Genomic DNA, 13,331 nt, shown 5'->3' on the forward strand with positions numbered 1-13,331 from the left:
TGAATATAGAATATTCAAAATCTGGTAAAAAAGGAAGCTCTCAAATTATATGATAGCTTCCTTTTTTATGTTACTGATCACTTATATTTATCTAGGGCAAGAAGTGTCCCCAATAATTCTCCAACGTTTACCGTCTGTTAAATTGATTCTTTCTCTAGCTGCACTACAATAGATTAATCCTTCTACTCCAAAAGTTACATTAGATTGTACATTTGGCAAAGACGACCACTTGGTAAGTAGTGCATCGTAATTGACTGTAGAAATATTAGTGTTATCAAGCATTCCTTCCATAACTGTAACATTTTGAATATCCCAATCGCTTATATCTCCATTAAAAGATGTAGCCTTCCAAAACATAGATCTCATATTTACAACTTTACTTACATTCCATTTACTAAGATCTCCATTAAAAGATGTAGCCCCAGAAAGCATGCTTCCCATATCAGTAACGTTGCTTACATCCCATTGACTTATATCCCCATTAAAAGATGTAGCATCAATAAACATGCTTCTCATCCTAGTAACATTGCTTACATCCCACTTACTTATATCTCCATTAAAAGCAGTCGCTCCATAAAACAGACCTGTCATATCTGTAACTTTACTAACATCCCATTGGCTTATATTTCCGTTAAAAGACAAGGCTTTATAAAATATGCTTTCCATATCGGTAACACTACTTACATCCCAATTATTAAGATCAGCATTATATTTAGGACAATTAGCGAACATTGATGTCATATTTACAACTTTACTTACATCCCAGCTACTAATATCTCCATTAAAAGAAATAGCATTATCAAACACCGCTATCATATCTGTAATAGTACTAACATCCCAATCATTAAGATCTGCATTAAACTTAGCACAATTAGCAAATAGACCTGTTATATTGGTTACTTTGGATAAATTTGGTACATCTTTAGCATTATATGTCATATTTACAGCTCCCGAAAAAGCTCCATAAAACGATTCCCATTGGTTATCCCCCCACTGCTCTATGGTTTCGAGTGCTTCCCTGCTATCTTCTGATATCCTAAACATAGGAAATGTTCCTGATATAGAAACTGTATATGTCCCGGCGGTTACATAGCTATGACTTGGAGTGGTAGTCTGATTCTTATCAACAGTACCATCACCCCAATCTATGGTGTAATCGTAAATTACATCCTTGTTAAGGTCAATAGTAATAACTTCATTCGCGGTTGTAGTTTTCCAGGTGGTAATAAAAGGTTCTGATACATTCTCTACAGTTATCGTAATATCTGCACTGGCCTTATGAGTACCGTCTGATACTTCTACAGAAAGCGTATACGAAGTAGTGGTTTCAAAATCCAGTTTTTTATCAGTTACCAAACTTAATTCCCCTGTATCTGTTAACTCAAAAAGAGCGTCACTATTTTTAGTCAGTGTAAATGTAAGTGCTTTGTTTTCTGGATCTGTGGCTGCTACTTTACCAATAACTGTATCATCTGCAATATCTTCTGCTACAGTAAATGTTTGAGCACTGATCTCTGGTGCTTTATTAACTACAGGAGGGGTTTGCGGTTGTTCATCATCATTGCTACATGAGAATGTTACCAATACCATAAGTAGTATAATTCCTTTTGTTAAATATGTTTTCATAATTAGATTTTATTTTGGTGTAATTTTTTGAGATGCTACTATCTATCTTGAGCGCACGAATAAAGTGTTAAGTTTTCATAGCAAACTGCAGAAAACATTATGTATTTATTTTAAGCACAATCTCAAGTAAATAAGTCTAGAAGAATAGATGTATTCCTTAAATTAATTTAGTTAATATGTCAAATACTTTAATTTGGGCAATCAAAATCTTGATTAGTATTTGCGAAGAAATAGTTTAGATTGTAGTTTTTTTTCATGATATATTTGGATTTAAATTATACGCCAAAAATATCTCATTACTCAATTTCAATTTTCACCCGTTTAGGGTGATTTTTTTATAAATTTATTTTGACACTTTTGAAATCTATATGTAAACTATTAAATAGTAAATTTTAAAGTGTAGGTTTATTGTACTACTCAAGTGTTTAATGCTAATAAAATATATCGACAATCAATAATACTATCTATTTTAGATTACTAATTTTGTAAAAACATAATCATATCTATGTCGAGATTTATTATAATATGCTATACTCTTGTCCTAAATGGTGTGATTCTTAATGCACAATCTCAGTTTTTCAAACATTTTACAACAGATAATGGTTTACCTCATGATATTACGTATCAAATTATTCAAGATCAGGAAGGGTTTATATGGATGGGTACAGATAACGGTTTAGTAAAGTTTGATGGAAATCATTTTAAATCGTATAACTATAAAGAAGGATTAGACTCTTCGTTTGTTATAGATATAATTGAAAACAGTTCTAATCAATCCTTTTATGTAGCCACATGGGGAGCAGGAGTCTATCAATTAAAAAACGATAGTATTTACCATATTTCTGTTGGGCAAAAAAAATTAACAAAGATTGATAAGATACATTTATTATCTAATAATTTGTTATACGCAAATGTGAATAGATATAGTTTTTCGATTTATGATTTTAATAAAAATCATAATAAAAATTACTATCTGAAAAATAAAAATAAGGAAAGACAACAACTTTATTTAGATACAATTTTCTCGAGAAATGATTCTACAAACACTCAAATGTTATCTAATGAAAGTATTATAAACGACACTCTTTTTATACATTCAAATTTCAAAGGAGATCGCATTACTGGTAATGTTAAAGGTGTATATACACTAGATACAAAAACTTTGAAAGTTACTTCTATTTTTCATGAAGTAAAAAGCAAAAAAATCTATACCATTACTAAAGCAGACAACACGTATTTTTTGGGTGGACTAAACACTATTTACAAGTACAAAGATGATAGAATGATCGATAGTATCGTACTTCCTACCAATATGCAAAGAACTATTATTGATATACAAGTGAAAGACTCGACATTATATTGTATAGGCAAAAGTATAACAGATGCAAGTAGAGTCACTCTGAAATATGATTTAGGGTCTAAAAAACTTATTGATTTATCAAAAGAGATAGGTATTAAAAGTATGGTTTCAGATAATTTAATAGATAAAAATGGTAATCTTTGGATTACAACATACGGAGAAGGAGTCTACATGCTTCCTAAGGATCCACCATTTTTTTTAGGAAGTAACACATTTATAAACCATGATCTAAAAGATATTGAAAAACTTGATAGCACCTTGTATGTTTTATCTACAAATCGATTATACAAAATCAAGGATAAACAAATTTTAAGTTCTATTAGTATTACTGAACATCGTGAAAAAATTCAGGCAAATAAAAACAACCATAGCATTAACATATTTGGAAGTTATGAGGGTAAAAAATATAAAATTCAAGGAACACCAGTTAATGTCGTTGCTAATAAACAATTTGAACTATTAACTGAAGATGGTAACATTCTTATTTCCAATAAAAATGTTAAACATGGAGGTGAATTAAATGCCTACAAAAATGGCGAGAAAACATATAGTATTAGCTTTAAAAGAGACTTGTTAAAAGAGGTTTATGTACATAAAGGTAAACTTTACATAATTCGGGATAATCAACCTGGTATAAGAATTTATGATGCCTATAAAGGAACACTAATTGAAACTTGGGATAAAACAACAGGTTTTCCTTTACAAAAAGTAACTAAAGTATTATTCCATAATCATAAAATATGGATTGCTACAAATAGAGGTTTATTTATTGTAGAAAAAAATAAGATAAGAAAAAACTTTAGTGAGCAGAAAGGACTCCTAAGTAACCATATTAATGATATCTATTTTGATCAACATAACATATTATGGATTGCAACTCAAAGAGGTGTAAATATCTATAAAAATGATATTATGTACACTCTAGATAAGGATTCGGGGCAAAAATCTTCTTTTGTAACCTCAATTATGGAGTTAGATGATTACATATATATATCAGGTAATAAGGGGATGTTTATTAAACATAATCTTTATCCTTTTAAAGTGAAATCTAACACAGATATTATCATTAAAAAAAAGGAAGCAAATTTTATTGTTAATCCTATAAATTATTTAAATCCCAATAGTATAAAAATACAGTACAAAATAAATAAAGATTCTTGGAGGCATTTAAATGCAGATACATTATTTGTACAATATTTAAGTCACGGAATTCATAAAATTCAATTTAAATATAAAGACGGATTAAGTGATTGGAAAATAAATTCACCACAATCTTTTACCATTTATCACCCTTGGTACGAACGTCCCTGGTTTATTACTTTTCTTGTAATTATAACTTCAGCCTTACTTCTCGTTATTATCAGCTTGAAATTAGAAAAAAGTAAAGCAAAGAATTCTTTCCTAAAAGCTACATTGCACGAAAGAGAACTTTTGAAAAAAGAATTGGCTAACGTTCATAAAAATATTGCTCAAGATTTTCATGATGAATTAGGAAACAAAATTGCTAGTATATCGGTACTCTCTAATCTAATGAGTAAAAAAATGAAAGAGAATACCAAAGAATTTAAACAGATAAAAAAAATCAATAGAGATTCTAATTCTTTATACTCTGGAATGAGAGATTTTATTTGGTCCTTAGATCAAAACAGCAATGAGTTAGATCATGTTTTTTGTTATCTAAAAGATTTTGGAGAAGATTTGTTTTCTAATTCAGACATCACTTTTTATGTAGAAAATCTAGATACACCTGGGCAGATTTCGCTCCCTTACTATTGGAGTAAACAGCTTATTTTTATTTTTAAAGAAGCCATGACCAATTGTTTAAAACATAGTAAAGCAAAAGAGGTTTTGTTATATATAAACATCGAAGAAAAAATACTAACCTTATCTCTTCAAGACAATGGGATAGGATGTGATATCAGCGTACTAAAGCGAAAAAACGGATTAACGAATATGATTGAAAGAGCTAAAAAAATTAATTCAGAAGTAAATATAAAAAGTAAAAACGGGTTAAAAATAACCTTTGTAGGTAACTTAAATTCATAATTTTATTTAAAAAATGAGTGATTCTAAAATAAAAGTAATAATCATTGAGGACAATATCACTTTATTAGATTCTTACAAAGACATCATTAATGAAGCCGAGATATTTAAAGTTATAGGCACATATGAAGATTGCGAAACGGCTATTTTAAATATAAAAAGTGATGATCCTGATATTGCTCTTCTTGATATACGACTTCCCGGTATAAATGGAATTGAAGGAGTTAAAAGATTAAAAAGCATCAAACCAAACCTTCTGTCCATAATGATTACGGTATACAACGACACAAAGTATATTTTTGATGCACTGTGTGCAGGAGCTATTGGATATCTAACCAAAAACACAGAGCCCGAAGAATTAATCAATGCATTAACCGAAGCATATAATGGAGGAGCACCGATGAGTGCATTAATTGCCAGAAAAGTTGTAGAATCTTTTGTCTTACCGAAAGAGAAAAGTTTATCTGATAGAGAGAATAATGTTCTACAACTCTTATCAAAAGGAAAAAGTTACGCCTCAATTGGTAATGAGCTTAATGTATCCATAAATACAATAAAAACTCATACCAGAAATATCTATGAAAAATTACAAGTGAATAGTAGAGAAGAAATTATAAAAAAATATGGAAATTAGGTTGTCCTTCTAAAATAAAAACCTCAATTAATTATCATTAGATAACTTAAATTTTATTTTCTTATGATTACTTCTTTTAATAAACCAGATATTGATCTAGTTAACTCCCTCCTGCTATATTTTTCAACACCAATAACATGAGATGCTAATGTTCCTTTTTGAAACTGAACAAAATATTCGAGTATTTGTGTTTTTATCTTTTCGTATTCATGATATTCAAAAAAGCATCCTGAATTTGTATCAAAAATAAGTTTAGATACATCTGCACCTGCAGGCCCCAACGCTATAATAGGTCTTTTAGATACCATGTATTCAAATAATTTACCCGGTATAATACATCGGGTATCTTTACTATCTATTTCGATCAATAGTAAAACTTGCGAACTTCTTTGAATTTTAATAGCATCTATATGCGGGACATATCCTTTCAATTCTAAAAAATCTGATAACCCAGCCTCTCGAATTGAAGACAATACGTCATCACTAACAGCTCCTACCAATTGTAATTGAAATGCTTCAGAAAATGCTTCGTTTTCCTTAGTTAAATCATACAAGGCTTTCCAAAGATTCTCTGGATTTCTACCAGACAATAAAGATCCTATATGTGAAAGGGTAAATTTAGTGTCCAAAATCGTTTCAGGAATCGATTCTCTGTCATAACCATTAGTCACTACAGAAACCGGAGTATTGGTAATGGCTTTAAATTCTTTTTGTGTAGTAAAACTAGTAACAACAATATGATCTGCGGTACTCAATACCTCTTTCTCCATAGATATATGCTTTTGCATAGATCGTTTTGTGAGTTTCAGTTTATCATGATACCCTATGGTAGTCCATGGATCTCTAAAATCGGCAAACCACCTTAGGCCAGTTTGTTGTTTCAACTCCTTCCCTATTAAGTGTACGCTATGGGGTGGCCCGGTAGTAATTATAGTGTCAATTTTGTTTTCTGAAAGATACTTTTCTAAATATCTTACCGAAGGTTTCACCCAGAATTTACGGGCATCTGGAATAAAAAAATTACCACGTACATACAATAGCAATCGCTGCATAAAAGATTGCTTTGCTGCACCGGCAATAATCCCTTTACTTATTGTTTTGGTCTCCTTTTTAGAAAATACCTGAGCAAAACGATAAGGTTCGAAAATAGATTGTTTTAACACTTCTATTCCTTCAGGGATTTCAAACAATAAAGAAGTATCTTCTAGAGGATATGTAGGATTCTCGGGCACATATACTATTGGTTCTATATCAAAATCTCTAAAGTACTTAACAAACTTAAGCCATCGCTGTACTCCAGGACCTCCCGCAGGTGGCCAATAATATGTAATGATCAGGACCTTCACAATATATCTTACTTATCTTCTTTGGTTAAAGATAGCAAACTCCCTGTTTTCTTATATTGAAAATACAATCCGCCAAGTATCAGTAAAACAAAAAGAATAGAACTTGTAAGCGTAATGGTACTTCCTGTTTTAACAACCTGAGGTTCGAATTTAAATTCTACCGAATGTTTTCCTGCTGGTACTTTTAGACCTCTTAGCATATAATCTACCGGGTATATAGGTGTAGTTTCTCCATCAATATATGCATTCCAACCATCTTTATAATATGTTTCAGAAAAGACAATAAAACCTGGATTAGCTGCATAAACATTGTATGCCAGATGATTAGGTTGGGTTTTAGAAATTGATACTGTAGAAATACTATCCTTTTTAGGTGTAAAACCTTCTAAATCTCCTTGATAATCTTTTCTAATAACCGCCGTCTTTTTGGTATCTATAGTATTTAATGATTCAAATTCTTTTTTATAATTGTCTACAAATTTTAGTTCTTCTACAAACCAGGCTGCTCCATTAATTGAAGGGTTTTGCTGAACATCTAGCTGTCCTTCTTTATTTTGTTGAATTACATATTTTACATTAAGCATATTAATTACTTCCAGATTACCTTTGGCAATATGGCCGAAATACATATCTTCCATTTTTCTGGGACGTACTGCAGTATACCCATTAATAGAATTAAAGAAGTAATTCGTGTGTGAATTATTAAAACCTCTTGCCTGATCTAATACTCTAAAATAAGATTCGTCTTTTAAAATTTCTTTATCCACCGCAGTTGGTTGAAAATAGTTTCTGTATTCACGCTTAGAGATAAAACCCTCATTATCAACACTACGTCTATCTACGGTAACCAAATCCATTACAATTAGTGCTCCTAGTGCGATAAGGGTAATATTTTCTGAAAACTTTTTCTTTAAACTAAGCCAAAGCACACCTCCCATTAGAATTATAAACAGAAGTGAACGCAAACTATCGCTTTTCATGATTGCAATTCGATCTTCTTTGATAGCATCAAAAATAGCAGGTTGTTCAATCCCTAGTCGAACTTCTGAAGATGATTTGAAACTAAATAAACTTCCTCCAAACAGCCAAAAAATCAGACACAATCCTCCAAAAACTCCTAATGAAATTAAAAATTTCTTTTGCCTTTCTTCAATAGATATTTTGTCATTAAAGAATCGATGCAACCCAAAAACAGCAGCAATAGGTATTAATAACTCTAAAATGACCTGAATACTTGATACTGCTCTGAACTTATTATAAAAAGGTACATAATCTATAAAAAATCTTGTTAGAAATTCTAAATTCTTACCCCAACTTAAAGCGAGAGATAATATCATTCCTGCCAGTAGCCACCAGCGAAGCCTTCCTTTAACCAATAACAACCCTAAAAGGGCTAAAAACACTACTGTTATTCCTAAATATGGAGGAGCTTCTACAAAAGGTTGTTCTCCCCAATACAGGCCTGTAACTTTAGCATAATAATTAGCTTGTTCTCTCGGCTGTCCTAATTCAATCAATTTTTGATAAAAAGCAGAATCCATCCCCAAATCAGATGCTCTACCTAATCCCATTAATTTAGGAACAAAAAGGTTTAGTGATTCTAATTTACCGTAACTGTATTCTGTAATATATTCATAATCCAATCCATTCTTTTCTGAAGAAGTCGCTGTAGTTTCTGCCAATAAATTTTTACCTCTAATACTGGTATCAACATATTCTGATGTAGATAATAAAGTTGTTGCATTTGTCGCCAACCCTAATAGCACCGCTAGCACCAATGTACCTACAGATTTTAAAAAATGTGGAATTTCTTTTTTTCGTATAGCGTCGATAAAATAAGCTACTCCCATAACCAGAGTAAGTAACCCCAGATAATATGTCATCTGATAATGGTTGGCTTGTATTTCTAAGCCCATTGCCAGTGCTGTTAATAAAAACCCCCAAACATATCTTTTCTGAAAAACCATTATAATTCCCGAAAGAACTAACGGAAAGTAAGCAATAGCATGTGCTTTAGAATTATGCCCCACTCCTATTATGATAATTAAATATGCCGAAAACCCAAAAGCTAACGCTCCCAAAATAGCAATTTTCCATGGGATGCGCATGACAAGCATCAAAATATAAAAGCTAAGCAAGTAAAGAAAAAGATAATCTGCTGGTCTAGGTAAAAAACGAATCAAACGATCCAATTTATCCATGTAATCATGCGGAAATTTTGCTCCTAACTGGTAAGTAGGCATTCCCCCATAAGCAGAATTATTCCAATACGTTTCTTTACCGGTATTAGTTCGATAATCGTTTTGTTGTTTAGCCATACTCTCATAATGCTTTATATCATTTTGATAGAGCATTTTCCCACTTAATACTGGGTTAAAATAAGCTAATGAAACTATTACAAAACCTAAAACGACAAGAATATGAGGTAAAAATCTTTTAATTAAAGACATGATGTGTGTGAGTTTACTAATAAAGAGCCAAATTAATCAATTTCCTCATAATCGATATATTCTCCTACATCTTTATTAGAATAATTTTGTTTAGTTTTTTTTTCAATAGTTACCTCACCTTCTGTAGACTGCCGGGGTTGTTGATATTGATCAAATTGCTGTTTAAATTTCTCTCCAGCTTTCTTTGTAACATATCTAAGCAATAGAGGACCAAATAACCGCGTTATTATCTTTAGTCCATAATATACTAAGATTATAATGAGAATTATCTTTAATACCCCTTGTAGCGATGCTTCCTGCATAACATTTTTTTTCAAAAATAATGAACTCTGTATACAATTACATGTAGACAGTCCTAAAAAAATGATAAAATCTGCTATATTTGAACCAAATCTATTGAGTATGTACCCTAAGTCTATTCTGTTATTAATTATCACATTTCTATGTACCCTAACGGTTTCTGCACAATATACCGAGAAGATCAATACCAATAGACCTGGTACATCACAGGGTGCTTTCTCGGTTGGTAATAATGTTTTACAATTAGAAGGTGGTTTTGGCTTTGGAAAAGAAAAACATAAACTCCTTAATACAAAGACAAATGTTTTTAAGTTCGATTATTCTGTGCGATACGGTTTATTAATCGAACAATTAGAACTTAGACTAAATGGTACCTTTAGAGCAGATGGAGTAAAACAAACCATTGGAGGTAATGAAGAAAAAATAAAGAGAAGTAACTTTGAAGTAAATACGATTGGTGCAAAATATTTGATTTATGATCCATATAAGAAGCCAAAAAAAGATTCTACTAATTATGATGAATTAAAAAGCTGGAAAGAGCGTTACAGATTTAAGTGGAAAAGCTTAATCCCTGCAGTTTCTGCTTATGTAGGAGCCAATTTTGTATCAAAAGACAACCCTTTTACTGCACCTAATGATGATACCTTTAGTCCAAAGATTGTTTTAATGACCCAGAATAACTGGACTACGAGTTTGAATGGAAACTGGGTATTGGTAACTAATTTGATTGTCGATAAAGTAACAACAGATGATCCGATTATCGGTTGGATTATTACTTCTACTCATACAATAAATGAAAAATGGGCTGCTTTTGGAGAATACCAAGGGCAAAAAAGTGATTTTTATAGTGATAATATTCTTAGACTTGGAGGAGCCTATTTATACAATAAAGATCTGCAGCTGGATGCAAACATTGCTTTCAATTTTAAAGACACCCCTTCTATTTTTACTTTTAGTTTTGGGGCATCTTATCGATTTGATTGGCATACCAAAGACGAGATCATTGAGCAACCAGGATTAGAAGGCGGCATTAAAGAAGGAGAGAAAGAAGAAAATGAGGATGAAGGAGAGAATGAAGAAGATGAACAAGATGGGTTGGATGAACTTGAAGAAGGAGAAGAAATAGAAAATGATAGCCTTAAATTGAGAAAAACTCCTTTTGTTAATGATTTTGAAGACGATGGTTTCAGAGATGCAATCGAAAGCGACCTTGATCAAAGACGAACTGAAGAACGACTGGAACGTGAACGTATTGAAAACGAGAAAATAGCTAAAAAAGAAGATAAGAAATTTAGAAAAGAAGAAGCTAGACGTCTAAAACGTGAAGCAAAAGAAGCCAGAAAAGCTGAAAAGGCTGAAATCCAAGCCGAGAAAGAAAAGCAAAAAATGATCAATGATATCGATGCCGAATTGGATAAAATGGAGAAAGAACAAGGTGTGGATCAAGAACTACAAGATATAGATAAAGAGCTTCAGGAACTCGAAAAAATGGAAAAAGACTTAGATTCTGATAATCAAGAAAAAGAAGAGAAAAAAGAAGAGAAAAAAGAAGAGAAAAAGGAAGAGGAAGATGTAGATGCTGAATACGAAAAGTATCAAAAAGAACAAGAAAAAACTAAGAAAGCAGAAGAAAAGAGAAGAAGAAAAGAGGAAAAGAAGCGTCAAAAAGAAGAAAAGAAAAGGAAAAAAGAAGAACAAAAGCGCAAAAGCAAAGAAGAAAAGGATAATAAAACCGATGATTCGGATCTTGATAAAGAATTAGAAAAAATAGATCAGTAATTAGTGATAAAAAGCAGGAATAAAACTCTTTAAAGCACCTAAATAAAGAATCTAATGCAATTATTACTAAAATGATCTGTATGCAACCATAATATTTAATAAAAGGATTATATATTTGTGATGAATTAGAGATGATATATGATTACGATTAAAGAAATTACTTCAAAAGGAGATTTAACAACGTTTGTTAAATTTCCTTTTGAATTATATAAAGATTCCCCATACTATGTCCCTTCTATTATCAAAGAAGAAGTAGATGTGATGAATCCAAAGAAGAATCCTGTTTTTAGAAACTCTGATGCAAAATATTTTTTGGCTTACAAAGGCGATACCATAGTAGGAAGAATCGCTGCAATTATAAATTGGATTGAAGTAAACGAACAAAAAAAACCTAAAGTACGCTTTGGATGGTTTGATGTGATCGATGACATTGAAGTAACTAAAGCGTTATTAAAAAAAGTTTCAGAATATGGAACTCAACATGGTTTAGAATATATGGAAGGCCCGGTAGGTTTTTCGAATATGGATAAAGCAGGAATTCTAATTAAAGGATTCGAAGAGTTAAATACCATGATTACCTGGTATAATTACCCTTACTATTCAAAACATATGGAGCAACTTAATTTTGAACCAGCTGCTACATGGGTAGAATACAAAATAAGAGTTCCGAAAAAGACAAAAGAAAAGGTAATAAAATTTGCTGAGGTAATTAAAGAACGCTATCAGCTTAAACTTCTCAAATTCAAAAAAAGTAAAGAAATACTTCAGTATGCAGATGACATGTTTGATCTACTAAACAAAACCTATAGTAGCTTACAAACTTTTGTTCCTATACAGCAGTACCAGATAGATATGTATAAGAAAAAATACTTACCCTATCTAAATCCCGAATATATTACCTGCATTGCTGATAAAACAGGGAAACTTATAGCATTTTCGATCGTAATGCCTTCATTCTCTAAGGCTTTGAAAAAAATGAATGGTAAAGTATACCCGCTAAGATTTTTACATATCCTAAAAGCACAACGTAGAAATGATACAGCAGCTTTTTATCTTATAGGAGTTGATCCAGAATACCAAAATAAAGGAGTTACTGCACTTATCTTTAAAGAAATGAATGAAGCTTTTCTTCGTAATGGGATCGAAGTTGTCGAAACTAATCCCGAGCTTGAAGAAAATAAAGCAATCCAGGCCCTTTGGAATGGTTATGAACATGAGCAACATAAGATGAGGCGAACGTTTAGAAAAAGCATTTAACCCCTTTTATTTTTAACTATATATTAATTGTGTTAAGGAGGATTATTATAATCCTAATTTTATATTTAAGATTATTAATACGTAGTTAAATAATGAATAGCTAACACCATCTTCGTAGATTTCATCTATTTTTAGTAAGACCAACATTTCTACTTGTAGTAAATAGATATAATGCAATCTAAAAACAAAAATATTAAGGGTTTGACTTTTTAAAGTTGAACCCGTTTTTCAAATATAGTTAATAACTGATCAATATGGTACCTCCTTATATGATTGATATTGATTATCTCCTTAACAACTTCCCAAGTAGCGAAACATTCAGATTTGGTCACAGTTTGATCTATAAATTTTTCTATAATCAAAATATTGTCCTGATTTCTTGAAAACTAAAAGAATCAGGACAGAACATTATAGTCAAATTCTACATTTACCTCAGTTATCCAATGTAATAACAGTAAACACAAAGACATATGCCTGAGTGTCTATAATGGTTCGGGAAAAATCTATTAAATATTAATTTACTTTAAATTATTACT

8 protein-coding genes are annotated in these 13,331 nt (G+C 31.2%); 4 read left to right on the forward strand and 4 right to left on the reverse strand.

Annotated features, from left to right (window positions below):
• Nucleotides 1-87 precede the first annotated feature (87 nt).
• A complete protein-coding gene (locus NNH57_RS25660) occupies nucleotides 88-1,626 on the reverse strand; it encodes a BspA family leucine-rich repeat surface protein (RefSeq protein ID WP_074405936.1) in 1,539 nt (512 codons plus the stop codon).
• Between the two features lie 505 nt (nucleotides 1,627-2,131).
• Between NNH57_RS25660 and NNH57_RS25665 the strand changes: the two genes are divergently transcribed.
• Nucleotides 2,132-5,032 (forward strand): sensor histidine kinase, encoded by a 2,901-nt coding sequence (locus NNH57_RS25665; protein WP_074405935.1) that lies wholly within the window; start codon nucleotides 2,132-2,134, stop codon nucleotides 5,030-5,032.
• 13 nt (nucleotides 5,033-5,045) lie between these two features.
• Nucleotides 5,046-5,663, forward strand: coding sequence for a response regulator transcription factor (locus NNH57_RS25670; protein WP_074405934.1), 618 nt, complete (start codon nucleotides 5,046-5,048; stop codon nucleotides 5,661-5,663).
• A 53-nt stretch (nucleotides 5,664-5,716) separates the two neighbouring features.
• Here NNH57_RS25670 and NNH57_RS25675 read toward each other — a convergent pair whose 3' ends face one another.
• The 3 genes from NNH57_RS25675 to NNH57_RS25685 are packed head-to-tail and all read right to left on the reverse strand — an operon-like array spanning nucleotide 5,717 to nucleotide 9,761.
• Entirely contained in the window at nucleotides 5,717-7,009 is a 1,293-nt protein-coding gene (locus NNH57_RS25675) for a glycosyltransferase family 4 protein (protein ID WP_328515235.1), read from the reverse strand.
• An 8-nt stretch (nucleotides 7,010-7,017) separates the two neighbouring features.
• On the reverse strand, nucleotides 7,018-9,459 hold the full coding sequence (locus NNH57_RS25680) for a YfhO family protein (RefSeq protein ID WP_108807426.1): 2,442 nt from the start codon (nucleotides 9,457-9,459) through the stop codon (nucleotides 7,018-7,020).
• Nucleotides 9,460-9,491: 32 nt separating this feature from the next.
• Nucleotides 9,492-9,761 carry a DUF4834 family protein gene (locus NNH57_RS25685; RefSeq protein WP_074405931.1) on the reverse strand — a complete coding sequence of 90 codons (270 nt, stop codon included), beginning with the start codon at nucleotides 9,759-9,761 and terminating at the stop codon, nucleotides 9,492-9,494.
• 61 nt (nucleotides 9,762-9,822) lie between these two features.
• On the opposite strand from NNH57_RS25685, the gene NNH57_RS25690 reads away from it, so the two are divergent.
• Both NNH57_RS25690 and NNH57_RS25695 read left to right on the forward strand, forming a co-directional pair.
• Nucleotides 9,823-11,538: a transporter gene (locus tag NNH57_RS25690; RefSeq protein ID WP_234423327.1), complete on the forward strand. Its 1,716-nt coding sequence runs from the start codon at nucleotides 9,823-9,825 to the stop codon at nucleotides 11,536-11,538.
• 138 nt (nucleotides 11,539-11,676) lie between these two features.
• Nucleotides 11,677-12,795 (forward strand): GNAT family N-acetyltransferase, encoded by a 1,119-nt coding sequence (locus NNH57_RS25695; protein WP_074405930.1) that lies wholly within the window; start codon nucleotides 11,677-11,679, stop codon nucleotides 12,793-12,795.
• Nucleotides 12,796-13,331 lie beyond the last annotated feature (536 nt).

Source organism: Aquimarina spinulae (assembly GCF_943373825.1).
Lineage (GTDB): Bacteria > Bacteroidota > Bacteroidia > Flavobacteriales > Flavobacteriaceae > Aquimarina > Aquimarina spinulae.

Bases quoted from the DNA above. Each gene is read 5' to 3' on its own strand.
- NNH57_RS25660 (WP_074405936.1), bottom strand. From the start codon at position 1,626: ATGAAAACATATTTAACAAAAGGAATTATACTACTTATGGTATTGGTA.
- NNH57_RS25665 (WP_074405935.1), top strand. From the start codon at position 2,132: ATGTCGAGATTTATTATAATATGCTATACTCTTGTCCTAAATGGTGTG.
- NNH57_RS25670 (WP_074405934.1), top strand. From the start codon at position 5,046: ATGAGTGATTCTAAAATAAAAGTAATAATCATTGAGGACAATATCACT.
- NNH57_RS25680 (WP_108807426.1), bottom strand. From the start codon at position 9,459: ATGTCTTTAATTAAAAGATTTTTACCTCATATTCTTGTCGTTTTAGGT.
- NNH57_RS25685 (WP_074405931.1), bottom strand. From the start codon at position 9,761: ATGCAGGAAGCATCGCTACAAGGGGTATTAAAGATAATTCTCATTATA.
- NNH57_RS25690 (WP_234423327.1), top strand. From the start codon at position 9,823: ATGATAAAATCTGCTATATTTGAACCAAATCTATTGAGTATGTACCCT.
- NNH57_RS25695 (WP_074405930.1), top strand. From the start codon at position 11,677: ATGATTACGATTAAAGAAATTACTTCAAAAGGAGATTTAACAACGTTT.